This window comes from Allobosea sp. P2_B12, assembly GCF_056404835.1.
Map to the genome: position 1 here is coordinate 826,346 of NZ_JBFUDG010000001.1, position 26,163 is coordinate 852,508.

Below are 26,163 nucleotides of genomic sequence, written 5' to 3' on the forward strand. Positions count from 1 at the left end.
GAAAAGCGGAAAGGCGGGCCGGTCTCCGGTCCGCCTTTTTCTTTGGGTCGCTGGAAGCACCAGCCGTGCCTTGCCGCTCGTCAGAGCCCGAAGGAATAGCTCGACCCGGTATCGAAGGAGTAGCTCGCCGAGAGACCGATCGTGATCGAATCGCGCGAGCCGTACGGCCTGACGATCGGGGAGCGCGTGGCGTCGCCGACGAGGCGCTTATATTCGACATAGGCCGTCGTCTTGAGCTGATCGGACCAGTTGTAGGTCAGCTGCGCCAATGCGCCGACCGAATGCACGCCGGTATTGAAGCGCTGCAGCAGACCGCCGGTGCCGGGCATGGCGCCGCTGGTCCCGAAATAGGTCCGGACATAGTCGGCCGAGGCGATCCGCATGCGCGGGCCGACACCCAGCGTCCAGGCGCCGACAGTGGAGAAGGCGTCGAGCTTGAAATCGGCGACGATGCCGTCATGTGCGGCGATGCCGCGGCGTACATCGACACGGCTGCGCAGCCAGGACGTCGGATAGAATTCGACGAAGCCGCCGGCCTCAGCACCGAATTTGGTTGCCGGAACCGCTACGAGCGCCGGATTGACCGTGGCGCTGCGCTTCCAGAGCAGGTCGCCCGAGAAGCCGATTCGCCAGCCCTGGCCGGAGAACACGCCGATGCTGAGCATTGCGTCGTCTTCGGCGCTCCACCATGTGCTTTTGAGGCCCCGGCCCAGTGAAATGATAGGCCTTGCCCGGAAGACGTAGTCATCCGAGCCGGTGTAGTCGGGTTGATAGCGCACGCCGGCACCCAGCGTGAGATACCAGTTCTGCGCCGACTGGGGCGAGGTGAGGGTGGTGTAGTCACGCGATTGCGCCTGAGCGCGATCGGACTGCGACAGGAAGAGGCAGGCGACGAGGCCCGCGAGAAACGCAACGCTACGCATGAACCCGAACTCCGGCGCGACGGCGCCTCTCAAGAAGAATACGCCGGCAATCTGAGGCATTAGGATTAACCCGAGGTTGATGCCGCGGTGCGGCGCGGGATGGCAGGCCATGGAGGGTATGCGCGCCAAGCAAGATGATGGCCATGCCCATGATTGCCGCACGCGGACACATTCCACTTTTTCCAGTGATGCTCTACGACGGTGACATGACCGAATTGCCGCGCATCACCCATCATCCGTCCGTGTGTCCGCATGATTGTCCCTCCGCCTGTTCGCTGGAGGTCGAGGTCATCGACGGGCGCAGCATCGGCCGCGTGCGCGGCAGCAAGCGCCAGAGCTACACGGACGGGGTGATCTGCGCCAAGGTCGCCCGCTATGCCGAGCGCATCCATCATCCCGATCGGCTGATGTATCCGATGCGCCGCACTGGCCCGAAGGGCTCAGGCCAGTTCGAGCGCATCTCCTGGGACGAGGCGCTGGACGAGACCGCCCGGCGCTTTCTGGCGATCGAGACAGAGCACGGCGCGGATGCCGTCTGGCCCTATTACTATGCCGGCACGATGGGTCTGGTCATGCGCGACGGCATCAACCGCCTGCGCCATGCCAAGGGCTATTCCGGCCAGTATTCGACGATCTGCACGACCATGGCCTGGACCGGCTTCATCGCCGGAACGGGGCGTCTCGCCGGGCCTGATCCGCGCGAGATGGCGAAGTCCGATTGCGTCGTGATCTGGGGCACGAACGCCGTGCACACGCAGGTCAATGTGATGCACCACGCCATCAAGGCGCGGAAGACCCGCGGCGCCAAGATCGTCGCCATCGACATCTACCACAATGCGACGCTGGCCCAGGCCGACCTGGCTTTGGTCCTGCGGCCCGGAACCGATGCCGCGCTCGCCTGCGCCGTAATGCATGTCCTCTTCCGCGACGGTCATGCCGACCGCGACTATCTCGCCGCGCACACCGACGCGCCGGGTGAACTCGAGGCGCATCTGCAGAGCCGCACGCCGGAATGGGCAGCCGCGATCACCGGGCTTTCGGTCGCGCAGATCGAGGAATTCGCCGCGCTCGTCGGCACGCGCAAGAAGAGCTTTTTCCGCCTCGGCTACGGCTTCGCCCGCCAGCGCAATGGCGCGGTGTCGATGCATGCGGCGCTGTCGGTGCCAACCGTGACAGGGGCCTGGCAGCATGAGGGCGGCGGCGCCTTCCACAGCAACAGCGGCATCTACAAATGGCGCAAGGGCCTGATCGAGGGCCTCGACCTGCGCGACCCCAAGGTGCGGGAACTCGACCAGTCGCAGATCGGCAGGGTGCTGACCGGCGATGCCGAGGCCTTACGCCAGGGCGGCCCGGTCAAGGCGCTGTTCATCCAGAACACCAACCCGGTCTCGGTCGCGCCCGAGCAGGAACGGGTCAAGCAGGGCTTTGCCCGCGAGGACCTGTTCACCGTCGTCCATGAGCAGTTCATGACCGAGACAGCTCAGATGGCCGACATCGTGCTGCCCGCGACCCAGTTCATGGAGCATGACGACCTCTATCAGGGCGGCGGCCACCAGCACATCATGTGGGGCGGCAAGCTGGTCGAGGCTCCCGGTGAATGCCGCTCGAACCACGAGGTCGTCAGCGCGCTCGCCCAGCGTCTAGGCGCCAGCCATCGTGGCTTTGCCATGACGCCGCGCGAGATCGTCGACTGGACCATGCGCGAGAGCAAGCGCGGCACGCTCGACGAGCTCGTCGCCAATGATTTCCTCGACGTGCAGCCGGATTTTCGCACGGCGCATTATCTCGACGGCTTCGGCTATCCTGACCGCAAGTTCCGCTTCAAGCCGGACTGGCCGAAGGTGCCCAACGCCAATTCAGGCCCGATGGGCCCGTGGCAGCAGATGCCGGCGCTGCCCGACCAGTGGGACGTGCTGGAGAATGCCGATGCCGAGCATCCGTTCCGACTGGCGACGAGTCCGGCGCGCAGCTTCCTGAACTCGACCTTCACCGAGACGCCGAGCTCGGTGAAGAAGGAGGGCGGGCCGACGCTGATGCTGCATCCGGACGATGCCGCCCGCATCGGCATCGCGGCGGGCGAGGAGATCGTCGTCGGCAACACGCGCGGCAGCGTCCATCTGACGGCGGCCCTGTTCGACGGCATCGTGCCGGGCGTCGTCATCGCCGAATCGATCTGGCCCAATGCCGCTCACAGGCACGGGCGCGGCATCAATACCATCACCGGCGCCGACGCACCCGCACCCTTCGGCGGAGCGGCCTTCCACGACAACAAGGTCTGGATCAAAAAGGCGTGACCGCGCCCTCTTGATTTTCCGATGGTGCTATGGACCATCCCTCGCGGTGGCTGGCGACTCGTGCGGGCCGATGCGCCTGCTCTCGAAGGACGAACGAAATCATGATTATGCGGCGGATGGGTGCGGTCTTTCTGGCCGGTGGATTGACTGTGCTGGCAGGCCTCTCGGCTTACGCGGCGAGCGGGACGAGCGCCTTGCCGCCACCGGACCCGACCGCCAAGAACCTGACGCCCTACATGATCCAGTTGCGCGCCTTCGACGCTTGCCTGCATACGCAGTCTCAGCTCTTGAAGACGACGCGCGAGGCGGTGCATACGCCGTGCAGCTGCTACGCCAAGGGCACGGTCACCGCGATGACCAAGGACGAGATCCAGGCCTTCCGCGACACCGGCTATTTCAACGATTCGGCACGCGAGAAGGGCCTGGGCTTCATCGATCAGTGCAAGCTCAAGCGGCCTGTCTGACCGCCTCCGCTACCGGGAAGAAGCGCTCCTTGATCCGCGTCGCATAGGCGACGAGACTCGGGCGCGCTTCCACCAGCTCTCGAAAGCGGGAATCGAACAGCGGGCACAGGCCTGCGATCATGAAGGCGCCGAGCGTGGCGTCGGCCCCGGCCGGCGCTTCGCCGCCGAGATAATCGCGGTTGCCGAGAATGCCGACGATCGCGTCGAGGCTGCGCGCCGCCAACACCATCTTCTCGGCCGGGCTGTGGCGACCGATGCCGTGGCCGTCGAGATTGCGCCGGACCTTTCGCCGGATCATGGCGCAGATGAGCGGCCGCAGCGGCGCCGGGACGGGCTTGAAGAAATTCGCCGGACCGCGCGCGAAATTGGCGTCGTCCATCCAGCGTTCGTCGACGATGATCCAGTAGATCTGGTCCTCAAGCATCTTTTCGAGCGCCCAGAGCGTGCCACGCCGCTCGGCGTCCAGCCCGGCGTCGAAATCGATTCCGTGCCGGCTTTCGAGATGGAAGCGGATGAAGCTGGAATCGGCGATGGTGACGCCGTCATCGACGATCAGCGGCAGCTTGCGCTTCGGCGCCCGGCGCAGGTCGCCGTTCGCCCGCTGGTAGGGCAGGCCCGAGATCTTCAGCAGAAGTTCGGCCTTGATGCAGAACGGGCTCGGATCGGGCAGGCCGAAACCGGGCCCGAAACTGTGCAGCGTGATCATCGTCGCCTCCCCAAACCGATCTGACGTTCCGCGAGATACTACTGACACGCTGCTGACAAAGACTGTCAGCAGCGCTAGGGCATTGTGGCATCGGGAAGCCGAAGCGGGAACGATCGACATGCAGCGCGCCGAACGATTGCTGGACATGATCCAGAGCCTGCGCCGCCGGCGCCGGCCGGTGACGGCCGAGACTTTGTCCTCCGAACTCGACGTCTCCGTTCGCACCGTCTATCGCGACATCGCCGCGCTGGTGCGCCAGGGCGTGCCGGTGCGCGGCGAGGCCGGCATCGGCTATGTGCTCGACGCCGGCTTCGACCTGCCGCCTTTGATGCTGTCGCCCGACGAGATCGAGGCGGTTCTGGTCGGCATGCGCTGGCTCGGCGAGCGCGCCGATCCCGTGCTGGCCCGCGCGGCTGAGGACGTCGTCAGCAAGATCGCCGCGGTTTTGCCCGCCCATCTGCGGCCGATCCTGCTCGACGGCGCCCTGTTTGCCCCGGCCTATGGCCGCGACGCGCCGGTCGATCAGGTCGATGTCGCCGCCGTGCGCGCCGCCATCCGCCAGGGTCGCAAGCTCGAGATGCGCTATCGCGACGAGAGCGGACAGGACACGCAGCGTATGATCTGGCCGATCGGCATGACCTTTTACGAGCGCGTCCGCATCGTCATCGCCTGGTGCGAGCTGCGCCAGGCCTTCCGCCATTTCCGCACCGACCGCATCACCGACCTCGTCGCGCGCGACGAGCGCTATCCGGCTCGCCGCGCCGATCTGTTCCGGCGCTGGCAGAAGGAGGAAGAGGCGCGTTGCCAGGAGGAGAGCGAGCGGCGTGAGGAGGCTCAGCGTCTGACGACGGCCCCGTCGACGAGCGCGGCGCGGCCCGAGGCGACCTCGGCGAGCGCGCGCGGATAAAGCAGATGCTCCTGCACGAGGACGCGCGCTGCCAGCGCGTCCTCGTCGTCGGCCGGCAGCACCGGCACCCTGGCCTGCATGATCACCGGCCCGGCATCGAGCTCCGGCACGACGAAATGCACGCTGCAGCCATGCTCCGTGACGCCGGCCGCGAGCGCCTGAGCATGGGTATGCGTGCCCTTGAACAACGGCAGCAGCGAGGGATGGATGTTGATCATCCGGCCTTCCCAGCGCCGCACGAACCAGGGCGTCATGATCCGCATGAAACCGGCCAGCACCACCAGATCGATCTGGTTGAGGCGCAGGACCTCGTCCATGGCCCTCTCGAAGGCCTCGCGATCCCTGTTGAAGGCGCGGTGATCGACGGTCGCGGTCGCGATGCCGAATTCCCTCGCGCGGTCGAGCCCGCCGGCACCGGGTACGTTCGAGAGCACCAGTGCGATCTCGGCCGGGAAGCCGTCCGCTCGCGCCGCCTCGACCAGCGAGACCATGTTCGAGCCGCGCCCCGAGATCAGGATCCCGACGCGCGGGCGCGGGGCCGGTGCGCTCACAGCGATAGCTTGCCGCGATAGGCGACCTGTTCCTCGCCGTCGCTCACGCGCACGATCTCACCGAGACGGACGGGGGCCTCGCCGGCTGCGACCAACGCCGCCGCGACCTCGTCGGCCTTGGCGGCCTCGGCCGCGACGATCATGCCGATGCCGCAGTTGAAGGTCCGCAGCATCTCGCGCTCGGCGACGCCGCCGACCTGCGCCAGCCAACCGAAGACGGGCGGGACCGGGATCGCGCCGAGATCGAGCGCGACGCCGAGCCCCTCGGGCAGCACGCGTGGAATGTTGTCGGGGAAGCCGCCGCCGGTGATGTGGGCCAGCGCCTTGATGCCATCGGTCGCCTTGAGCGCGGCCAGCAACGGCTTGACGTAGATCCGCGTCGGCACCAGCAATGCCTCGGCGAGGCTGGTTTCCGGAGCGAACGGGGCAGGGGCATCCCAGCCGAGCCCGCTCAGCGCGACGATGCGCCGGACCAGCGAATAGCCGTTGGAATGGACGCCGGAGGAGGGCAGGCCGAAGACGACATCGCCGGGCTCAAGATCGGCGCGGGGCAGCAGCGCGCCGCGTTCGGCCGCGCCGACGGCGAAGCCCGCCAGGTCGTAGTCCTTCTCGGCATATAGGCCGGGCATCTCTGCGGTCTCGCCGCCGATCAGCGCGCAGCCTGCCTGCCGGCAGCCATCGGCGATGCCGCGCACGATCTCGACGCCGACCTTGGGGTCGAGCTTGCCGGTGGCGTAGTAGTCGAGGAACAGCAGCGGCTCGGCGCCCTGCACGATCAAATCGTTGACGCACATGGCGACGAGGTCGATGCCGATCGTCGAGTGCAGCCCGCTTTCGATTGCGATCTTGACCTTGGTGCCGACGCCGTCATTGGCCGCGACCAGGATCGGGTCGGTGAAGCCGGCGGCCTTGAGGTCGAATAATCCGCCGAAACCACCGATCTCGGCATCCGCGCCCGGCCGGCGCGTCGCCCGCACCAGCGGCTTGATGGCATCGACCATCGCATTGCCGGCGTCGATATCGACACCCGCCTGCGCATAGGTCAGTCCGTTCGCGCCCGGCTTGCTCATCGGTTCCGCCTTCAGTCCCGCTCGGTTTCCCGTTGCGGCGAGCGATAGGCAAGCAGGCGGCGGCTTGCAAGGCGTCTTGGCGTTTTCGTCGGGGAATTGGCCGGAGATCTGTCGCGCGGCGCGCTCAGTGCATCGCCGCGAGCTTGCCGCCGGCGCGCAGGAAGCGGGTCGGATCGACCGGCTCCTCGTTGATGCGGGTCTCGTAATGCAGGTGAGGTCCGGTCGAGCGCCCGGTGGTGCCGACCCGGCCGACGACGGTGCCGGTCGTCACGGTCTGGCCGACCGAAGCCAGGATCGCCGACATGTGGGCGTAGCGCGTGGTGATGCCGTTGGCGTGCTCGATCTCGACCATGTTGCCGTAGCCGCCGGAATACTCGGCCGTGATGACCTTGCCCGGCGCCGTGGCGCGGATCGGCGAACCGCTCTCGGCCCGGAAGTCGACGCCGGTATGCATCGCCGGGCTGCGCGTGAACGGATCGACGCGGTAGCCATAGTTGGAGGTGAAATCGACGTCGCCGGCCATCGGCTTGGCCAGCGGCAGTTGCTCGACCAGGCCGCGCAACCGCATCACCGAGGCGATTCGCGGCTGCAGGGCGCTCAGCGTCGCCTCGAAGGGGCCAGCCGACGCATCGATCTTGAAGGGGACGAACGGGCCGCCGACGCCCTTGGCGATGCCGCTTTGGGCCGCCAGCCGGTCGGTGTCGAGCCCGGTCTCGGAGAGGGCGCCGCGCAGGCGCTTCTGCGAATCGGCCAGTGTCTCGTCCATGTCCTTCAGCGCGGCGATCTGGGCACCGGTGGTGTTGGCGATGGCGCGGTCGAGACGGGTCAGCGCCGCATCGACACGCTGGGTCGGTGGCTGGGCCACGACCTCGCCCGAGCGCCAGGGTGCGTTCTGATTCGCATCCGCACCGCGCAGAAGCGGCGAATCGGGCGCCGGCGTCGGCTTCGTCGGCATGATCGGCGCAAAGCTGGTCACGCCCGAGGCGCGCACCGGCTCGTCGGGCTTGATCATGCGCGGCCGCAAGGGCGCCTTGGGTGCGCTGACGATGCCGCCGGCCTGGAGCGTGTCGGCCAGCGCCGTGACGAGGGACTGCCGCGATTCCAGCTCGGCCTGCCGCGTCGCCAGCTCGTCGACGCGGGCCTCGACGCCGTCCTGATCGAGCAAGGCGCGGCTGGCCAGGCGATCGACATCGGCGCGCAGCGAGGCGATGCGGTCTTCATAGGCGTATTGGCGCGTGGTTTCCCGGGCGATCAGCCGTGCGGCCAGATCGTCCTTGCTCAGTACATACCAGCCGGCGGCGCCGCTGCCGGCGGTTGTCAGCGCGAGCCAGGCCAAGCCCGCCAGAACTGTCGAGCGTCGGATGGTGTAGGTCTTATGCATGACCAGGCCGGAGACCGGGAGGGCGGGGCCTGTCGGGGAAGATTGAGTCATTTTACGCGGGACCGGAGTTACGCTGCCGATACCGTCATCAGACGCCGTTAAGGTTAATCTTTCGCAAAGCGCGCGCCGATGGGGGTCAAAGCGCCTTCGCGGCTGCCAGAACCTCCTCGGCATGGCCAGCCACCTTCACCTTGCGCCAGATCCGTGCGATCCGGCCGTCGCGGTCGATCAGGAAGGTCGTCCGCTCGACGCCCATATAGGTTCGGCCATACATGCTTTTCTCGACCCAGAGGCCGTAGGCTTGCAGCGCGCCCAGCGTCTCGTCGGCGACGAGCGGGAAGTCGAGCCCGTACTTGGTCTTGAACTTGTCGTGCTTTTTCACCGGATCGGGCGAAATTCCGATGATGTCGGTATCCGCCGCGGCAAAATCGCGGCGCAATCCGTTGAAGGCGATGGCCTCCTGCGTACAGCTTGGCGTGTCGTCCTTGGGATAGGCGTAGAGCACCAGCTTGCGCCCCTTGAAATCGGCCAGCGACAAGGTGCCGCCGCCATCGCGCCCGAGCCGGAAGTCGGGAACCTGGTCGCCATCCTGCAAAGCCATTGATCTGCCTTCCTTTTGTCGCCTTCGCCCTGCATGTGCCGGCGAGGGATCGCGGGCTGTGATAGAGTGCAGCCACGCTGCGGGAAACCCTGCTTCTTGCCGAATCGGTTTGCCTGGCTGCATCGACACAGCATTCGCCATCGGCTTGGATGACGACGGTGATCGCAGCGCGACGCCGATCCCGAAACGGATCATTTGCTCGAGAGGATCGAGAAGGCTTTGCTGGACCAGGACGCGAACAGGCCGGACGCCGCTTCGGCATCGTCCACGATGCCGGCCGAACCGGACTGCGACATCGCCCAGGTGAAGCGGCGCGCGAAGGCCGGGCTCGTGACGATCGCCGTCGCTGTCGTCGTCGCCATCGTGACGCTGGCCGGCGCGGTTGCGACGCTTCTGATCACCGGCCTCGTCCCGCTCTCGGGGCTGGAAGGGCGGATCGCCGGCGCGATCGAGGAGCGTCTCGGGCCGGACTGGACGGTCGAGGCCGCCGACGCAGAGCTCGGCCGGATCGACGGGCATTCACAATTGCGCGTGCGGCAGGTGTCGTTTCGCCACAAGAGCGGGGCCGCGATCCGGGCGCCGGAAGCGATTCTCGGCTATGAGCCGATGGCGCTGCTGCGCGGCGACATCCGCCTGACCTCGGTCGATCTGCGCGGCGTCAATGTCCGTCTTGGCGTGAACAAGGACGGCGCCCTGATCGTCAATGCCGATTCGGCCCCGGTCGAGAAGTCGCCGCCTGCGACGCTGCCCGATGCAGCCCAGTGGGATGCCTTTACCGGCATCATGGCGGCGGTCTCGACTCTGGCGAAGGGCGACGGCCTGCTCGGCGCGCTGGAGACGGCGGGTATGAACGGCGCTCGTCTTTCGCTGGTCGATCCGTCTGGTCGGCAGAGGGCCGGCTTCGAGGATGTCGAGATCCGGCTGACCCGCATCGGCGAGCGCGGCACCCGGTTGACCCTCAAGGGCCGCACCGGCCAGCGCTGGAAAGAACTTGCCATCGACCTGTCGACCGAGGCCGACGGCACCCAACGCGCCGATATCGACATCGTCCGTTTCGAGCCGGCCGAGGTCGTGGCGCTCGCGCTGGGTACCGGAGGCCTCTCGATCGAGGGGCTGCCGGTGCAGGGCAAGGCCAGTCTCAGGCAGACGCCCGACGGTGGGAAATCGATCTCGGCCCGGATCGACGTGCTGCCTGGAACCATTCGTTTCCCAGATGGTCCTATGCCACCGCTGGCCGTGGATGGAGCCCATCTCGAGATCGCCAGCAGCGGCGACCTCTCGGTCATCGAGGTGAAATCGCTCGAGTTCAATGCCGGAGCGACGCGGTTGAAGGGCACTGGGAGCCTGCGCGCCGATGCCGGCGCCTGGCGCACCAGCCTCGAGGCAAAGGGACAACTCTCGGGCGTCGACGCCGATCCACCGGTCACGATCGATGCCGCCAAGCTCGACCTGCGCTTCGATCCACGCACCAGCGAGGCGCTGATCGACACGCTGTCCGTGCAGGGGCCGGCGATCCGGGCGCAGGGGCGGGGCCTGGTGCAGCAGGTCGGCACCTCGCCGCTGCAGCGATTCTCGATCTCGGCGACCGACTCCGACCCGCGTGCGGCGCTGGCGCTATGGCCCCGCTGGACCTCGCCGGAGGTGCACAGCACGCTGTCGCGCCAGTTCATCAGCGGCCGTCTCGCCTCGTTGCGCGTCGATATGGACCTGCCGGCGGAGGATCATGCCCGGCTCATGCAGGGCGCCGGCATTCCCGACGGCGCGCTCTCCGTCGTCGTCGACGCCTCGCAGGTGCGCTTCCAGCCGGGGCCGGGGCTACCACCGCTGGTCGATGCCAGCGTCTCCGGCAAGGCGACAGGGCGCACGGTCCAGCTCGCCATCGCAAAGGCCACGGTCGATCTCGGCGGCGGACGGCAACTCCAGCTCAGCGAGGGCACGTTCGACATCCCCGAGACCTGGATGCCGCGCGCCCAGGCTCGCACCACCTTCCGGATGACCGGTCCGATGGACGCGCTGGCGGCCCTGTTCGCCTTCCCGGCGCTGAAGGAGTTCTCGCCCGGCGCGATCGATCCGGCGAGCCTGCGCGGCACCAGCGACCTGAAAAGCGTCGTGGCGCTGGCGCTGGTCGACGATCCCCGCCCCGGCGAGATCGTTGTCACCAGCACCGGCACCTTGTCCGGCGTCGCCTCGGACACGCTTTTGGGCACCGAGAAGCTCGACGGCGGCAATCTGACGGTCAATTTCGACCGGACGGGCCTTGTGCTGCGCGGCGAGGCCCGCATCAGTGGCGACCGGGCCCAGGTCGAGGTCAGGCAGGACCCGCGCGGCAAGGGCGAGGCGAACCTGTCGCTGACACTGGACAATGCGGCGCGGCAGAAGCGCGGGCTCGGACCCGAGGCCGGCGTCAACGGCCCGGTCCAGGTGAAGGTCACCAAGGCGCTCGGCCGGGGCGTGGATTCGCCGCCGCGTGTCGAGAACGACCTGACCAAGGCGTCCCTCGACGGCGTGATTCCGGGATTGAGCAAGCCGGCGGGGCGAGCCGCCAAGGTCACATTCAACTACATCGCCGATCCGGACGGGCCCGATCTCGACGATTTCACGTTCGACTCCAATCCGATCCTGATCCGCGGCAAGATCGAGCTGAACCGGCAGAACGGCTTCGAAAGCGCCAGCCTGTCGCAGCTTCGGCTCTCAGCGGGCGACAACCTCAAGGTCGAGGCCAGGCGCGACGGCACTCTGACGAAGCTGACCATTCGTGGTGCCGTCGCCGATGCGCGGCCGTTCATCCGCGATCTCCAGACCGCATCGGGCCCGCCCGCCGCACGCGGCGACAAGGCAGCACGCGGCGGCGACCTCGACATCGATCTCGACGTGCCGATCCTGACCGGCTTCAACAACGAGGCGATCACCAATGCCACGCTCAAGCTCTCGAAGCGTGGCGGGGATTTGCGGGCGATCACCTTCCAGGGCCGCATCGGCCGGGCCGAGGTCACCGCGAAGCAGGCGTCGCGGCAGGGCGAGGCGGCAGGCGGGCTGCTTGTCCAGTCGGAGAACGGCGGCGCGCTGCTGCGGTTCGTCGATCTGTATCGCAAGGCCTATGGCGGCGACCTCACCCTGAATATCGGCCCGGGCGATACGCGTCAGAGCGGCGAATTGCTGTTCCGCAATTTCGTGGTGCGCGACGAGCCGGCGCTGCGCCGCGTCGTCGGCGAGCAATCCGTCCAGGCGCTCTCGGGAGACCGGGCCGGAAGCGCGCCGCCTGTGCAGATCGATGTCAATGAAGTGACCTTCATCAAGCTCCGGGCCGAATTCACCCGCTCGGCCAGCCGCCTCGACGTCTCGGACATGGTGATCTGGGGCCAGCAGATCGGCTTCACCCTGCAGGGCAATGTCGATTACGGCCGCGACCGCGTCGATATCGGCGGCACCTTCGTGCCCGGCTACGCCTTCAACAACGCCTTCGCGCAGGTGCCGGTCGTCGGCGCGCTGCTGGGCGGCGGCAGCCAATATGGTGGGCTGTTTGCCGTTAATTTCAGGATTTCCGGTGCGGCCAGCGCGCCGACCATGTCGATCAACCCGCTTTCGGCGATCGCGCCCGGCATCCTGCGCCGCTTCGTCGACCCGCTCGGCGGCGCCCCGGCGCAGAAGCCGAGGCAACCCGGCCAGTCGCAGCCCTGACGATCGCGCCGTCCGGGGCTTATTCGGGCCGCAGCAGGACGTGCTTCTTCTTGCCGAAGGAGAGCTTGATCGCGCCGTCGACCAGGTCTGAAGGTGACAGCGTCGCGCGTTCGTCTGAGACCAGCATGTCGTTGACGCGCAAGCCTCCGGCCTTGACCTGGCGCCGCGCCTCGCCGGTCGACGGCACCAACCCAGCCCGCACGAAGGCCGTCAGGACGCCGAGGCCTTCATCGAATTCGGCGCGCGGCAGGGCGATGCTCGGCAGGTCGGATGCCAGCGAGCCCTCCTCGAAGGTCTTGCGCGCGGTTTCCAACGCGGCCTCGGCCGCCGCGCGGCCGTGCAGCATCGCGGTGACCTCGGTCGCCAGCACCTTCTTGGCCTCGTTGATCTCGGCGCCGCCCAGGGCCGCGAGCTTGGCGATCTCCGGCAGTGGCAGCGTTGTGTAGAGCTTCAGGAAGCGCTCGACATCGGCATCCTCGGTGTTGCGCCAGAACTGCCAGAATTCGTAAGCGCTCATCAGATCGGCATTGAGCCAAACCGCGCCGGACGCCGTCTTGCCCATCTTGCCGCCGGACGCCGTCGTCAGCAGCGGCGAGGTCAGCGCGTAGAGCTGCACATTGCTCATGCGGTGGCCGAGATCGATGCCGTTGACGATGTTGCCCCACTGATCCGAGCCGCCCATCTGCAGGACGCAGCCCGTGCGCTTGTTCAACTCGACGAAGTCGTAGGCCTGCAGGATCATGTAGTTGAATTCGAGGAAGGACAGCGACTGCTCGCGGTCGAGCCTGGTCTTGACGCTGTCGAAGGAAAGCATGCGGTTGACCGAGAAATGCCGGCCGACATCGCGCAGGAATTCGAGATAGTTCAGGCCAAGCAGCCAGTCGGCGTTGTTGAGCATGCTCGCCGAGCCACCGAAGTCGAGATAATTCGCAAAGACCTTGCGGATGCCGGCGAGGTTGCGCTCGATATCATCGACCGTGAGCAGCTTGCGCGCATCGTCCTTGAAGGAGGGGTCGCCGACCATCGAGGTGCCGCCGCCCATCAGCGCGATCGGCTTGTGCCCGGTCTTCTGCATCCAGTGCAGCATCATGATCTGGATCAGCGAGCCGGCATGCAGCGAGGACGCGGTCGCGTCGAAGCCGATATAGGCGCTGATCGGCCCCTTGGCGGCAGCCGCGTCCAGCCCCTCCGGATCGGAAATCTGGTGGACGAAGCCGCGCTCGGACAGGATGCGCAGGAGGTCGGATTTAAAGGCGGTCATGGCGGCGATCGTTTGGGTGGCGTTTCAGTCAGGCAGTGCTCTAGAACAGGATGCGAAAAAGGGGAAACCGGTTTTCGCGTCCACCTCGGGAGCATGAAGCCCGAAAGGCGACCTTGTTTTGGCTCCGGCGAGCCGGTCCGAGCAGACAGCCGGATCGGCTTTGTGCATAGATGCCGGCCGCCTGCTGCACCAGGAGCCGGCTGTTCCGATATGCGCCGATCGCAGGGATGTCCGATGCTGGCCTTGATCGCCAAAGCTGCCGCCGACCCGAAGCGGGCCCTGCGCGCCGTCGTCAGACGAATCTCGGCGAGGCTGTCGCGCTGGGCTGAAGCGCCGATGCCGCCGCCGGTTCAGGTCACTAAGCCGCCACCGATTCCAGAGTTCATTCCCCCTGACGCTGTCGAGCCGATCCCCGTGCAGGCGGCCGAGCCCGTCGAAGCGAGCGCCGGCGACACCGAGCCCGTGGCTTTGGCTGCGGAGGAGGAGGGCCCGGCCGCGCCTGCGCTTGCCGCGACGATCTCGGGCCAGCAACTGGTCGACCAGCTATCGGGCGATAACCTGTCCCAGCTCGACCGTCTGATCGTGCGCAATGTCGCCGGGAAGCTCGGCCTGCCGCCCTATTATCCGGGCCAACCCGATGACGTGACCCTGGGCATCATCGCCGCCGCGCAACAGGCCGCCGGCGAGGGTGGCATCTCGGGCGCTGCGGCTGTCACATTGTCCCATGTGATGGAGCTCTATCTCGGTTCGGCGACATCTCCGCATCGCGGTCTAAGCTCTCCGCCGGAGGTGACCGCCGCGATCCTTGCGCTGTTCGATCGCCACACCACGATCGCGCAACCGCTCTTCCTCGCCACGCGCTACCTCCTCGCCAAGCAGTACGAGAACCTCGTCTTCTCCGACGCGGCGCTCGAACTCGGCAATGGCAGCGGCGATACCGCCAGCTCGATCCTGCGGGACCGAAAGCTCTGCGTCGGTTCGACGCCGGTCATCGACGAGAACATGGGCGCCAGAGCCAATTTCGGCAATCATCGCCACTACATGGCGATCGATGCCTCGCAGATTCCTTTCACCGACGCGACCTTCAATACGGTCACGATGAACTACACGTTCTACCATCTGGAGCAGCCAGAGCGGACCTGCGCCGAGGTCTTCCGCGTGCTGCGGCCGGGCGGCACCTTCGCCTTCAACTTCGCGATGCGCGCGGAGGTACGCGACACGCGCGTCCTGCCGGCGCTGACGGCGGCGCTGGGCCTGCACGATCATGCCACGCGGGCCGATGGCTTCGTCTTCGTCGATTACGGCGCGGAGGCCGAAACGCCCACGCTCGATGCTGCGCTTGCCATGGTTGCCGAGGCGGGTTTCCAGGATATCGAGGTCGTCCGCTATCTCTCGGCCCCGCTGTCGCGGCTGATCTGGCTGGTGCGGGACTACGAGATCCTGCTCGGCCTGAGCGCCATCACCAGCGTCGGTGATCCCGCCGTGGCTGCACGATATCGCCATTTCTGCGAGGAGGTCCTGGCGCCGCTGATCGCGCAGGACGCGGCTCTGAGTGCCGCCCATGGCGGCACCTTCGCCTTCGTCACGGCGCGCAAGGCGGGGGAACTGGGGGCCGGCCTTTCCGACGGGGAGGTCCTGGCACGGCGCAGTTGCCCAGTCTCGCGGCAAGTCCTGACCGATCACGGTGGCTGGCTGGAGGGCGAGAGCATCGCCTATCCGGTGCTCAGGGGCATTCCGCTGACGATCCCGGTCTATGCGGAGATCTGGGCGGCGCAGAATCCGGGCGTCCTACCCGCGAACAGACCGGAATTCCGCTATCTGGCAAACTGAAGGAGAACCGGTGGCGAGCGCGCCCAGGCCTGTTCTTGCTCGCTCTTGATGATCTCCGGCCCGACCATGCGGTTGAGATTGGCGCCGATCTGCGAGTCCGGGCCCAGGATGGCCAGCGGCGCGCCGCGCTTCATCCGGGGATGTGATCGAGCCATAGTCTGGCAGGGGCGGCGCGATGCGGTGGTTCCAGGACTTCGCGGGTGAGCCCAAGGTCGCAGAGCGCGCGGTCATCCAGCGTCGGAAGACGGTGCCGTGTGCGAGCGACGTTCGCGTGGCGCTGCCAGAGCGTCAGCATGCCGTGCAGGAGGGAAGCGCCGCCGCGTGGGGCGAGCGGCGCCGTTTGCGAAAGGCAGGTCATGATTCGATCCTCGCTGGGGCAGGCGGCAGCACCTGCTGATGTGAGGTGAATCTGGGCCAGACGGGGCAGGGCGACAAAGCGGAAGATTGTCATCTGCCATAAAGAGAGCTTATGCTTCGGCATGCCCGCGCAGCCGCCGCCAAAGCTTCCGCCCCTCGCCGCGGTCCGCGTTTTCGAGGCTGCTGCGCGCCACCAGAACTTCACCCGCGCCGCCGAGGAACTCGGCATGACGCAGGCTGCCGTCAGCTATCAGATCCGGCTGCTGGAGGATCGCGTCGGAGCTGCGCTGTTCGTGCGCCAACCGCGCCAGGTCGTGCTGACGGCGATCGGCCAACGGCTCGCAGGGCCGGTCGGCAAGGCGCTCGCGGATATCGGGACGGTGTTCCGCGACATCTGCGACGCAGACCAGACGGTTCTGACGATCTCTTCGCTGCAGACGATGGCGATCAATTGGCTGTCGCCGCGATTGGCCCAGTTCCAGACAGAGAATCCGCAATTCGCCGTGCGCGTGCGGTCTTCGCAGCATCTCGTCGACTTCGCCACCGAGGCTGTCGATCTCGCCTTGCGCTATGGCCCGGGCTCATGGCCAGGCGTCGCGGCGGAGAAGCTGTTCGCCTGCCACTATGCGCCGCTCTGTGCCCCCGAACTGCGCGAACGGCTGCAACTGCGCGAGGCGGCCGATCTGCTGCGCGCGCCGTTGCTCAGCCCCGACGAGACGTCCTGGAAGGTCTGGTTCGCCGATCTCGGCCTCGACCGGCCCCAGCAGGGCGGGCGGGCCATGTCGCTGGAGATGCAGGCCATGAACGTCCAGGCCGCGATGCGCGGGCACGGCGTCGCGATGGCCGTGCCCGAACTCTTCGCCTACGATATCGCGGCCGGACGGCTCGTCCTCGCGGTGGAACATGCCATCCGCGACCAATGGGCCTACTGGATCGTCTATCCGCCGGAACGCCAGCGCGAGCGCAAGATCAGGCTGTTCCGGGACTGGGTACTGGCGGAGGCGCGGGCAGCGGAGATGACGCTACCCTTCATGGCGTCGAGCCGGGGTCTGATCCACTCATCATCGTGAGCCGGGCGGCTCAGGCCTGCTCCTGCTCGCTCTTGATGATCTCCGGCCCGACCATGCGGTCGAGATAGGCGCCGACCTGCTCCATCAGCACGTCGACCTTGCCGTCGAAGAAGTGGTTGGCGCCCTCGACCACGGTGTGCTCGATCTGGATGCCCTTCTGGGTCTTCACCTTCTCGATCACCGCCATCACCTCCTTGACCGGCGCGACGCGGTCTTCCGAGCCGTGCACGAACAGGCCCGAGGACGGGCAGGGGGCGAGGAACGAGAAGTCGTAGCGGTTGGCCATCGCGGCGATCGACATGAAGCCTTCGATCTCGGGGCGGCGCATCAGGAGCTGCATGCCGATCCAGGCGCCGAAGGACACGCCGGTGATCCAGCAGCTCTTGGCTTCGGGGTTCAGCGCCTGCATCCAGTCGAGCGCGGCGGCCGCATCCGAGAGCTCGCCCGCACCATGGTCGAAATGGCCCTGGCTGCGGCCGACGCCGCGGAAGTTGAAGCGCAGCGCCGAGAAGCCGCGGTTCACGAAGGTGTAGAACAGGTTGTAGACGATCTGGTTGTTCATCGTCCCGCCGAACTGCGGGTGCGGGTGCAGGATGATCGCCAGCGGCGCGCCGCGCTTCTTGGCGGGCTGGTAGCGCCCTTCGATCCGGCCGGCCGGTCCGTTGAAAATCACCTCTGGCATCGTCTTGTCGCCTTTTGTTGGGTCGAGGCCATCGACGACTGCCAAAAGCCGGCAGGAATGCCGTCCAATAGCCCGGTCGCCCTTGACGGCCCCGCCGCTCGCGCCCTACATCAAGCGCTTAGAATGGTTCTAACGGCCGTGAACAAGTCGGGAACAGACGCGCGGATCGCCGCTTTGGCATCGCCGTCGCTCCCGGCCAGACCGGTTCGGACGGGCGGCTATAGCACGGTGCAGGGGTGCGAATTCAAGCATTTCGTGCCGGCCGCCCCACATGAGGCAGTCAGGCGTCTTTCTTGACGTAAGCATTGGAGCATCCGCGATCGTGACCGCGTCGGCCCGCGCCTATCTCGACCATAACGCCACCACCCCGGTTCGTCCCGAGGTGGCGCAGGCGATGGCGCGCGCGCTGATGATGCCGGGCAATCCCTCTTCGGTGCATGCCGAGGGCAGGGCTGCTCGGGCTGCGGTCGAGCGGGCGCGCGAGCAGGTCGCAGCCCTGGTCGGCGCGAAGGCCTCCAACGTCGTCTTCACCAGCGGCGGCACCGAGGCCAACGCCACGGTGCTGTCGCCCGGCCTGATGGATTGCGATGGCGGGCGCGATTGCGTCCGCGTGCCGGGCTCGCTGTTGCTGCATGGCGCGACCGAGCACCCTTGCGTGCGCGACGGCCACCGCTTCCCGGCAAGCGCGGCCGAGACGATCCCCGTCGATGAAAACGGCCTCGTCGATCTCGCCTGGCTGGAAGCACGGCTTGAACGCTTCGCCGCCGAACATCCCGGCGCCCGCGCGCTGGTCTCCCTGCATCTCGCCAACAACGAGACTGGCGTGATCCAGCCGATCGCCGCGGTTGCCGCCATCGCGCGGCGCTTCGGCGCGCTCGTCCATAGCGATGCGGTCCAGGCCGCCGGCAAGATCGCCATCGACATCGCGACGCTGGGCGCCGACGTCATTACGCTGTCGGCCCACAAGATCGGCGGGCCGAAGGGCATCGGCGCGATCGTCTTCCGCACCGGAGCACTGGAACTGGCCGACAAGCCGATGCGCGGTGGCGGTCAGGAGCGCGGCTGGCGCGCCGGTACGGAGAACCTGCCGGGTATCGTCGGCTTCGGCGCGGCGGCTGCGTTGGCCAAGGCTGCGCTCGCAACGGAAGCGGAGCGCCTCGCGGCCCTGCGCGATCGGCTGGAGGACGGACTGCTGGCGCTGTCGCCGGACACCGTGATCTTCGGCCGCGCTGCGCCGCGCCTGCCCAATACCTCGGCCTTCGCCACGCCCGGCCTGACGGCGGAGACGACGCTGATCAAGCTCGATCTGGGCGGCGTCGCCTTGTCCTCCGGCTCGGCCTGTTCGTCCGGCAAGGTCAAGCGCTCGCATGTGCTGACCGCCATGGGTATAGACCCTGCCATGAGTGCAGGGGCCTTGCGGGCATCGCTCGGATGGACCACCTCCGGTGCGGAGATCGATCACCTGCTTGCGGCCTATGCGAAGGCGCTGGCCGCAGGCCCTCATCGGAGCGTCCGGGCTGCCGCCTGAACGCATCCGCACGACGAAGACCAAACCGGCGGGCCTTGAACCCGCGACTGGAGAGTAGGCAATGGCAGCGGTCCAGGAGACCATCGATCAGGTCAAGTCGATTGACGTGACCGAGTACAAATACGGCTTCATCACCGAGATCGAGGTCGACAAGCCCGCCAAGGGTCTGACCGAGGATACGGTGCGCTACATCTCGGCGCGCAAGAACGAGCCGGCATGGATGCTGGAATGGCGCCTCGACGCCTTCCGCCGCTGGAAGACCATGACGGAGCCGGCCTGGTCGCGCGTCAACTATCCGCCGATCGACTATCAGGAGCTGTACTACTACGCGGCGCCAAAGAAGGGCGCCTCGCCGAAGTCGCTCGACGAGGTCGATCCCGCGATCCTCGACGCCTACAAGAAGCTCGGCATTCCGCTCAGCGAGCAGGAAATCCTCGCCGGCGTCGCGCCTGAGAACCGCGTCGCGGTCGATGCGGTGTTCGACTCGGTCTCGGTCGTCACCACCTTCAAGAAGGAGCTGGCCCAGGCCGGCGTGATCTTTTGCTCGATCTCGGACGCGATCCAGGAACACCCCGAGCTGGTGCGGAAATACCTCGCCACCGTCGTGCCGGTGACCGACAATTATTTCGCGACGCTGAACTGCGCCGTCTTCACCGACGGCTCCTTCGTCTACATCCCCAAGGGCGTGCGCTGCCCGATGGAGCTGTCGACCTATTTCCGCATCAACGAACAGAATACCGGCCAGTTCGAGCGCACGCTGATCATCGCCGACGAGGGCTCCTATGTCAGCTATCTCGAAGGCTGCACCGCGCCCAAGCGCGACGAGAACCAGCTCCATGCCGCCGTGGTCGAGCTGATCGCGCTCGACGATGCCGAGATCAAATACTCGACCGTCCAGAACTGGTATCCGGGCGATGCCGAGGGCAAGGGCGGCATCTACAACTTCGTCACCAAGCGCGGCGACTGCCGCGGCAAGAACTCCAAGATCTCCTGGACGCAGGTCGAGACCGGTTCCGCGATCACCTGGAAATACCCGTCCTGCATCCTGCGCGGTGACGGTTCGCGCGGCGAGTTCTACTCGATCGCGGTGTCGAACGGCGCCCAGCAGGTCGATTCCGGCACCAAGATGATCCATCTCGGCAAGAACACGACCTCGAAGATCATCGCCAAGGGCATCGCCGCCGGCAAATCCGACTCGACATATCGCGGCATGGTCTCGGCCCACCGCAAGGCAACGGGGGCACGCAACTTCACCAATTGCGATTCGCTCCTGATCGGCGACCAGTGCGGCGCGCACACCATCCCCTATATCGAGGCCAAGACCGCCACTGCCGTCTTCGAGCACGAGGCAACCACCTCGAAGATCGGCGAGGACCAGATGTTCTACTGCCAGCAGCGCGGCCTCTCCGAGGAGGAGGCGGTGGCGCTGATCGTCAACGGCTTCGTCAAGGAGGTGCTGCAGCAGCTCCCGATGGAGTTCGCCGTCGAGGCGCAGAAGCTGATCTCGATCTCGCTTGAAGGCTCGGTCGGCTGATTTGAACCAGCCCTCATCTTGAGGAGCCGCCAGAGGCGGCGTCTCGAAAGATGATGGGTTCGCACTGGAAGCATCCTTCGAGACGCGCTGCGCGCTCCTCAGGATGAGGGCTCACGAAAGAACGAAACCATGCTCGAAATTCGTAATCTCGTCGTCAAGATCGCCGACGAAGACAAGCAGATCCTCAACGGCCTCAACCTGACCGTCGCCGACGGCGAGGTCGCGGCCATCATGGGCCCCAACGGCTCCGGCAAGTCGACGCTGAGCTATGTCATCGCCGGCAAGGAGGACTACGAGGTCCTCGACGGCGAGATCCTGCTCAACGGCGAGAACGTGCTGGAGATGGAGGCCGATGCCCGCGCCGCCGCCGGCATCTTCCTCGCCTTCCAGTACCCGCTGGAAATCCCCGGCGTCGCCACCATGACCTTCCTGAAGGCTGCCATGAACGCGCAGCGCAAGGCGCGTGGCGAGGCCGAACTGCTGACGCCGGACTTCATCAAGCAGGTCAACGCCGCTGCCGATGCGCTCAGCATCGACAAGGCGATGCTGCGCCGGCCGCTCAATGTCGGCTTCTCCGGCGGCGAGAAGAAGCGCATGGAAATCCTGCAGATGGCGCTGCTGTCGCCGTCCATGTGCATCCTCGACGAGACCGATTCCGGCCTCGACATCGACGCGCTGCGCATCGTCGCCGAGGGCGTCAATGCGCTGCGTGACAAGAGCCGCGGCTTCCTTGTCATCACTCACTACCAGCGCCTGCTCGACCACATCATTCCCGACACCGTCCACGTCATGTCGAAGGGCAGGATCGTGAAGACCGGCGGCAAGGAACTGGCGCTCGAACTCGAGAAGTCGGGCTATGCAGCCTATGGGGAGGCGGCCTGATGTCCGTCGTCACCCCGCTCAAGACAGCCGCCGAGCAGGCGCTGAGCGCCCAGTTCGCCAGTGCCAAGGGCGAATTGCCGGGTGCGCTGCCCGTGCGCAAACTGCGTGAGGATGCCTTCGCCGGCTTCGAGGCCAGGGGCCTGCCGCATCGCCGGCTGGAGACTTGGCGCTATACCGACCTACGCTCGCTGCTGCGCGAGGCCCGGCCGCTCGCCGACACCGCTGCCGTCACCGACGGCGTGCGGGCGCGGCTGGCCGCGCTGGCGCTGGACGGTGTGCGACTCGTGCTCGTCGATGGCGTGTTCGTGCCCGAGCTTTCGACGCTGGAAGGCTTGCCCGAGGGTCTCATCGTCCACAGCCTCGCCGATGCGCTGGTCGCCGGCCGCGACGACATCGCCCGCGTCCTGTCGGGGCCCGGCGTCGCCGATGCCGATTCAGGTCTGATGCTCAACACCGCGCTGATGCGCGACGGCGTCTTCATCGAGATCGCGGCGGGCACCGAACTCGCCCAGCCGGTAGCGATCGTCTCGCTCGCCTCGGGCGAAGACGAGCGCGCGATCTTCCACCGCTCGGTCGTGCTGGCTGGCGATCGCGTCAAGGCGACGATCGTCGAGATCAGCGAAAGCGCGGGTGCTTCTCCCTCGCAGATCAATGGCGCCATCGTCTTCGAGACTGGCGACGAGAGCGATGTGCAGCATCTGCGCATGGTGACGCGCCATGCGCCCGAGACGGTGCAGGTCCAGAGCCTGCTCGCAACGGTCGGCGCGCAGGCGAACTTCGAATCCTTCGCGCTGGTCCTGAACGCCGGCACGCTGCGCCAGCAGTATTTCGTGCGCTATGCCGGCGAACACACCAATATCGGCCTGCGCGGCGTCAACCTGCTCGGTGGCAGCGAGCATTCCGACGTCACGCTGGTGATGGACCATGAGGTTCCCCACGGCACCAGCCGCGAGATGTTCAAGTCGATCATCGGCGGCGAGGGCACCGGCGTCTTCCAGGGCAAGGTCATCGTCCGGCAATATGCCCAGAAGACCGATGGCAGCATGAAGAGCAACGCGCTGCTGCTGAACGACGGCGCGAGCATGTTCAACAAGCCCGAGCTAGAGATTTTCGCCGACGACGTGGTCTGCGGCCATGGCGCGACGGTGGCGCAGATCGATGGCGAGCAGCTCTTCTACCTGATGGCGCGCGGCCTGCCCCGGCCGCAGGCCGAGGCGCTGGTGCTGCAGGCCTTCGCCGGCGAGGCGGTCGAATTCGTCCAGGACGAGACGCTCCGCGCCCTTGTCATGACCGAAATCGAGGGCTGGCTGAGCCTGCGCGAAGCCTCCTCCGTGGTGAGTGCGATCTGATGCCTTACATCAACCTGCAGATGACCCCGGGCGCGACGCGCGAGCAGAAGGCGCGGATCGTCAAGGAATTCACGCAGACGCTGGTGAGCGTACTCGGCAAGAACCCGCAGAACACCCATATCGTGATCCAGGAAGTCGCGCGCGAGGATTGGGGCCATGCCGGCGAGCTCGTCGCCGACCGGGCGCCGGTCCCGTCCGGAAAGGCCTGAGCCCATGAACGCCCTGGTGAAGCCCTACGACATCGAAACGGTCCGGCGGGACTTCCCGATCCTCGCCCGCGAGGTCTACGGCAAGCCGCTGGTCTATCTCGACAATGCCGCCTCTGCCCAGAAGCCAGAGGTGGTCATCGAGGCGATGACCAGGCTGATGCGCGAGGACTATTCCAACGTCCATCGCGGCTTGCACTATCTCGCCAACGCTTCGACCGAAGCCTATGAGGCGGCTCGCGAAAGTGCGCGCCGCTTCCTCAACGCGGCCCATCTCGAAGAGATCGTCTTCACCCGCTCCTCGACCGGCTCGCTGAACACCGTTGCCTCGTCGCTCGGACGCCATCTGCAGTTGGGCGAAGGCGACGAGATCGTCCTGTCGATCCTGGAGCACCACTCCAACATCGTGCCCTGGCATTACTGGCGCGAGCGCCACGGCGCCGTGATCAAATGGGCTCCGATCGATGAGGACGGCAATTTCCTCATCGACGAATTCGAGAAGCTGATCACCCCGCGCACCAAGGTGGTGTCGCTGACCCATATGTCGAACGCGACCGGGACGATCGTGCCGATCACCGAGGTCGGCGCGATCTGCCGTTCGCACGGCATTCCGCTGGTCGTCGATGGCAGCCAGGGTGCAGTCCACCTGCCGGTCGATGTCCAGACGCTGGGCTGCGACTTCTATGCCTTCACCGGCCACAAGACCTATGGCCCGACCGGCTCCGGCATTCTCTGGGGCAAGCGCGAATGGCTCGAGAAACTGCCGCCCTATGAAGGCGGTGGCGAGATGATCGTCACCGTGACCGAGGACGAGGTCACCTATAACGATCCGCCGCATCGCTTTGAGGCGGGCACGCCGGCGATCATCGAGGCGGTCGGCCTGGGCGCGGCGCTCGACTACATGATGGCGCTCGGCCGCGAGAACATCGCGGCGCATGAAGCGCGGCTCGGCGCCTACGCCATGCAGCGGCTCGGCGAGATGAACTCGATCCGCATCTTCGGCAAGGCCAGGGACAAGGGCGCCATCGTCGCCTTCGAGATGAAGGGCGCCCATGCCCATGATGTCGCGACCGTCATCGACCGGGCCGGCGTCGCCGTGCGGGCCGGCACCCATTGCGCGATGCCGCTTTTGGCACGATATGGGGTGACATCGACCTGCCGGGCCTCGTTTGGCCTCTACAATACGCTGGAAGAGGTCGACAAGCTCGTCGAGGCCCTGCAGAAGGCCGAGAGCCTGTTCGCCTGAGTAGGATTGTAAAGCCATGACCGACACCATCGCAGACGAGATCAAGCCGAACGCCCCGACCATGGGTGCCGGCGCCGGCCTGCCCCCTGAAGAGATCGACCGGCTGACCGACGACATCGTCGCGGCGCTGAAGACAGTCTACGATCCGGAGATTCCCTCCGACATCTACGAGCTCGGCCTGATCTACCGCGTCGACATCGCCGACGACCGCCAGGTCACGATCGATATGACGCTGACGGCGCCGGGCTGCCCGGTTGCCGGTGAGATGCCGGGCTGGGTCGAGAATGCCGTCTCGACTGTCCAGGGCGTCGCCTCCGTGACCGTCAACATGACCTTCGACCCGCCCTGGGACCAGTCGCGCATGTCCGACGAGGCCAGGGTCGCGCTCGACATGTGGTAAGCGCTCGACGCGGCGCGCGGGAATATCCGGCATGAGCTTCAGCGAAGTCGAGCTGGCGATTGTCCGGCGTGCCTATGCGAAGCAGATCCTCGCCGCCGCCAATGTCAGCAATAATCCGGCGCTCGAGGCGGCGTTCGGCAGTGTTGAGCGTGAACAATTCATCGGCCCGGCGCCCTGGCAGGTCTCAGGCGGGCGCGGCTACCGGACCCTGACGTCCGATGATCCGGTCGTGGTCTACCAGGACCTCAATTTCGCGCTGTCGTCCGGTCGCGGCGTCAACAATGGCAGTCCGTTGCTGCATGCCATCTGGCTGAATGCGCTGGGGTCGCTGGAAGGCGCGCGCGTCGCCCATATCGGCGCGGGAACGGGCTACTACAGCGCCATTCTCTCCAGCCTCGTCGGCGAACGCGGCCAGGTTCTCGCCGTCGAATATGATTCCGATCTGGTCGAGCGGGCCGAGCGCAATCTGGCCGCTTTCGAGAATGTCTCGCTGATCGAGGGCGATGGCGCGACGCTGGATTTCGAGCCGGTCGATGCGATCTATGTCAATTTCGCCGTCGGCAGGCCGGCCGATCACTGGATGGAGGCTCTCCTGCCGGGCGGCCGGCTGATCTTCCCGCTCGGTCAACCCGGGCGGCGGCGTGGCACGTCGGGCCGCCGGCATGCTGATGGCGGCGGCTTCCGGGTCGAGCGCAGGGCGAACGGCTTTGCCGCGAGCTGGCTCGGACCGGCCTTTTTCGTCTGCGCCGACGGCGTCCTGGCGCCATCGCCCGAGGACCGCGAGGCGCTGCAATCCGCTTTCGAGACCGGCGGCATGGAGTTCGTGCGCAGCCTGCGCTGGCGGGAGCCGCCAGCGAGCGATCGGTCCTGGTTCGTCGGAACGGGCTGGAGCCTCAGCTACGAAGAGGCTGGTCGCTGAGTTTGGCGGCAGAGGCGACGCTATTCCTGAGCCGTCTTCGAGCCGTCCCTGTCGCGGCCATGGCCGTTGCCGCTCGTGGCATCGCCGTCCTCCGACAGAACCACGGGATTGGCGCTGCTCAACCCGTCCTTGTTCGGGCTGGGCGTGCCTTCGCCATATTGCCCCGCTGCATCCCGCTTGATCCGCTGCGCCCCTCGACTGGAAACCGGGCTGGCACCAGGATGGTTGTTCGTCGCTCCGGTGCGGTTTGTCATCCGATTCTCCTTTGATCCTGGGGTTTCCTCAAGAGAACCGGAGGCCGCACCGTTCGTTCCGCGCCGCCGA

Annotated in this window: 25 protein-coding genes; 14 read left to right on the forward strand and 11 right to left on the reverse strand. The window is 66.6% G+C overall.

Going from position 1 to position 26,163, the window contains the following annotated elements; genetic code table 11:
• Positions 1–80: 80 nt before the first annotated feature.
• Entirely contained in the window at positions 81–923 is an 843-nt protein-coding gene (locus AC1DYU_RS04005) for a MipA/OmpV family protein (RefSeq protein ID WP_476790503.1), read from the reverse strand.
• A 206-nt stretch (positions 924–1,129) separates the two neighbouring features.
• On the opposite strand from AC1DYU_RS04005, the gene AC1DYU_RS04010 reads away from it, so the two are divergent.
• Both AC1DYU_RS04010 and AC1DYU_RS04015 read left to right on the forward strand, forming a co-directional pair.
• Positions 1,130–3,217 (forward strand): molybdopterin-containing oxidoreductase family protein, encoded by a 2,088-nt coding sequence (locus AC1DYU_RS04010; protein ID WP_476790703.1) that lies wholly within the window; start codon positions 1,130–1,132, stop codon positions 3,215–3,217.
• Between the two features lie 101 nt (positions 3,218–3,318).
• Complete coding sequence (locus AC1DYU_RS04015; protein ID WP_158482616.1) at positions 3,319–3,681, forward strand: hypothetical protein; 363 nt, start codon at positions 3,319–3,321, stop codon at positions 3,679–3,681.
• On the opposite strand, the gene AC1DYU_RS04020 is transcribed toward AC1DYU_RS04015, so the two are convergent.
• The gene (locus AC1DYU_RS04020; protein ID WP_158482617.1) at positions 3,665–4,387 is read right to left on the reverse strand and encodes a glutathione S-transferase family protein; all 723 of its coding nucleotides are present in this window, start codon (positions 4,385–4,387) and stop codon (positions 3,665–3,667) included. The two genes, AC1DYU_RS04015 and AC1DYU_RS04020, sit on opposite strands and share 17 nt — an antisense overlap.
• A gap of 118 nt (positions 4,388–4,505) precedes the next feature.
• On the opposite strand from AC1DYU_RS04020, the gene AC1DYU_RS04025 reads away from it, so the two are divergent.
• Positions 4,506–5,294, forward strand: coding sequence for a helix-turn-helix transcriptional regulator (locus AC1DYU_RS04025; RefSeq protein ID WP_476790504.1), 789 nt, complete (start codon positions 4,506–4,508; stop codon positions 5,292–5,294).
• Here AC1DYU_RS04025 and purN read toward each other — a convergent pair.
• The 4 genes from purN to AC1DYU_RS04045 all read right to left on the reverse strand — a co-directional run bounded on the left by purN (position 5,222) and on the right by AC1DYU_RS04045 (position 8,897).
• Entirely contained in the window at positions 5,222–5,785 is a 564-nt protein-coding gene (gene purN, locus AC1DYU_RS04030; protein WP_476790704.1) for a phosphoribosylglycinamide formyltransferase, read from the reverse strand. The two genes, AC1DYU_RS04025 and purN, sit on opposite strands and share 73 nt — an antisense overlap.
• Before the next feature lie 56 nt (positions 5,786–5,841).
• Positions 5,842–6,915: a phosphoribosylformylglycinamidine cyclo-ligase gene (gene purM, locus AC1DYU_RS04035; RefSeq protein WP_476790505.1), complete on the reverse strand. Its 1,074-nt coding sequence runs from the start codon at positions 6,913–6,915 to the stop codon at positions 5,842–5,844.
• A gap of 124 nt (positions 6,916–7,039) precedes the next feature.
• Positions 7,040–8,296 (reverse strand): M23 family metallopeptidase, encoded by a 1,257-nt coding sequence (locus AC1DYU_RS04040; protein ID WP_476790506.1) that lies wholly within the window; start codon positions 8,294–8,296, stop codon positions 7,040–7,042.
• Positions 8,297–8,432: 136 nt separating this feature from the next.
• Positions 8,433–8,897 (reverse strand): peroxiredoxin, encoded by a 465-nt coding sequence (locus tag AC1DYU_RS04045; RefSeq protein ID WP_476790507.1) that lies wholly within the window; start codon positions 8,895–8,897, stop codon positions 8,433–8,435.
• A gap of 270 nt (positions 8,898–9,167) precedes the next feature.
• Here AC1DYU_RS04045 and AC1DYU_RS04050 point away from each other — a divergent pair, with 270 nt between their 5' ends.
• Complete coding sequence (locus tag AC1DYU_RS04050; protein WP_476790508.1) at positions 9,168–12,575, forward strand: hypothetical protein; 3,408 nt, start codon at positions 9,168–9,170, stop codon at positions 12,573–12,575.
• A 19-nt stretch (positions 12,576–12,594) separates the two neighbouring features.
• On the opposite strand, the gene tyrS is transcribed toward AC1DYU_RS04050, so the two are convergent.
• The gene (gene tyrS / locus AC1DYU_RS04055) at positions 12,595–13,836 is read right to left on the reverse strand and encodes a tyrosine--tRNA ligase (RefSeq protein WP_476790509.1); all 1,242 of its coding nucleotides are present in this window, start codon (positions 13,834–13,836) and stop codon (positions 12,595–12,597) included.
• A 234-nt stretch (positions 13,837–14,070) separates the two neighbouring features.
• Here tyrS and AC1DYU_RS04060 point away from each other — a divergent pair, with 234 nt between their 5' ends.
• Positions 14,071–15,666, forward strand: coding sequence for a class I SAM-dependent methyltransferase (locus tag AC1DYU_RS04060; protein WP_476790510.1), 1,596 nt, complete (start codon positions 14,071–14,073; stop codon positions 15,664–15,666).
• On the opposite strand, the gene AC1DYU_RS04065 is transcribed toward AC1DYU_RS04060, so the two are convergent.
• Positions 15,651–15,800, reverse strand: coding sequence for a hypothetical protein (locus AC1DYU_RS04065; protein WP_476790511.1), 150 nt, complete (start codon positions 15,798–15,800; stop codon positions 15,651–15,653). The two genes, AC1DYU_RS04060 and AC1DYU_RS04065, sit on opposite strands and share 16 nt — an antisense overlap.
• Entirely contained in the window at positions 15,797–16,147 is a 351-nt protein-coding gene (locus AC1DYU_RS04070) for a YjiS-like domain-containing protein (RefSeq protein ID WP_476790512.1), read from the reverse strand. The genes AC1DYU_RS04065 and AC1DYU_RS04070 overlap by 4 nt, the downstream gene beginning before the upstream one ends.
• On the opposite strand from AC1DYU_RS04070, the gene gcvA reads away from it, so the two are divergent.
• Positions 16,146–17,093: a transcriptional regulator GcvA gene (gcvA, locus tag AC1DYU_RS04075; RefSeq protein WP_476790513.1), complete on the forward strand. Its 948-nt coding sequence runs from the start codon at positions 16,146–16,148 to the stop codon at positions 17,091–17,093. The two genes, AC1DYU_RS04070 and gcvA, sit on opposite strands and share 2 nt — an antisense overlap.
• 10 nt (positions 17,094–17,103) lie before the next feature.
• Here gcvA and AC1DYU_RS04080 read toward each other — a convergent pair whose 3' ends face one another.
• The gene (locus AC1DYU_RS04080) at positions 17,104–17,775 is read right to left on the reverse strand and encodes an alpha/beta hydrolase (RefSeq protein WP_158482707.1); all 672 of its coding nucleotides are present in this window, start codon (positions 17,773–17,775) and stop codon (positions 17,104–17,106) included.
• 322 nt (positions 17,776–18,097) lie between these two features.
• On the opposite strand from AC1DYU_RS04080, the gene AC1DYU_RS04085 reads away from it, so the two are divergent.
• From AC1DYU_RS04085 to AC1DYU_RS04120, 8 genes are all read left to right on the forward strand, one after another.
• Positions 18,098–19,303, forward strand: a complete 1,206-nt coding sequence (locus tag AC1DYU_RS04085) for a cysteine desulfurase family protein (protein WP_476790514.1) — start codon at positions 18,098–18,100, stop codon at positions 19,301–19,303.
• A 61-nt stretch (positions 19,304–19,364) separates the two neighbouring features.
• Positions 19,365–20,837 carry a Fe-S cluster assembly protein SufB gene (gene sufB / locus AC1DYU_RS04090; RefSeq protein WP_158482629.1) on the forward strand — a complete coding sequence of 491 codons (1,473 nt, stop codon included), beginning with the start codon at positions 19,365–19,367 and terminating at the stop codon, positions 20,835–20,837.
• Positions 20,838–20,966: 129 nt separating this feature from the next.
• A complete protein-coding gene (gene sufC / locus AC1DYU_RS04095; RefSeq protein WP_476790515.1) occupies positions 20,967–21,719 on the forward strand; it encodes a Fe-S cluster assembly ATPase SufC in 753 nt (250 codons plus the stop codon).
• Entirely contained in the window at positions 21,719–23,068 is a 1,350-nt protein-coding gene (locus AC1DYU_RS04100) for a SufB/SufD family protein (RefSeq protein WP_476790516.1), read from the forward strand. The genes sufC and AC1DYU_RS04100 overlap by 1 nt, the downstream gene beginning before the upstream one ends.
• Entirely contained in the window at positions 23,068–23,277 is a 210-nt protein-coding gene (locus tag AC1DYU_RS04105) for a tautomerase family protein (protein WP_476790517.1), read from the forward strand. The genes AC1DYU_RS04100 and AC1DYU_RS04105 overlap by 1 nt, the downstream gene beginning before the upstream one ends.
• Positions 23,278–23,281: 4 nt before the next feature.
• Positions 23,282–24,520, forward strand: a complete 1,239-nt coding sequence (locus AC1DYU_RS04110) for a cysteine desulfurase (protein WP_476790518.1) — start codon at positions 23,282–23,284, stop codon at positions 24,518–24,520.
• A gap of 61 nt (positions 24,521–24,581) precedes the next feature.
• The gene (locus tag AC1DYU_RS04115) at positions 24,582–24,920 is read left to right on the forward strand and encodes an SUF system Fe-S cluster assembly protein (protein ID WP_248308725.1); all 339 of its coding nucleotides are present in this window, start codon (positions 24,582–24,584) and stop codon (positions 24,918–24,920) included.
• 31 nt (positions 24,921–24,951) lie between these two features.
• Positions 24,952–25,839 carry a protein-L-isoaspartate O-methyltransferase family protein gene (locus tag AC1DYU_RS04120; protein ID WP_476790519.1) on the forward strand — a complete coding sequence of 296 codons (888 nt, stop codon included), beginning with the start codon at positions 24,952–24,954 and terminating at the stop codon, positions 25,837–25,839.
• A gap of 20 nt (positions 25,840–25,859) precedes the next feature.
• On the opposite strand, the gene AC1DYU_RS04125 is transcribed toward AC1DYU_RS04120, so the two are convergent.
• A complete protein-coding gene (locus AC1DYU_RS04125) occupies positions 25,860–26,093 on the reverse strand; it encodes a hypothetical protein (protein ID WP_476790520.1) in 234 nt (77 codons plus the stop codon).
• Positions 26,094–26,163 lie beyond the last annotated feature (70 nt).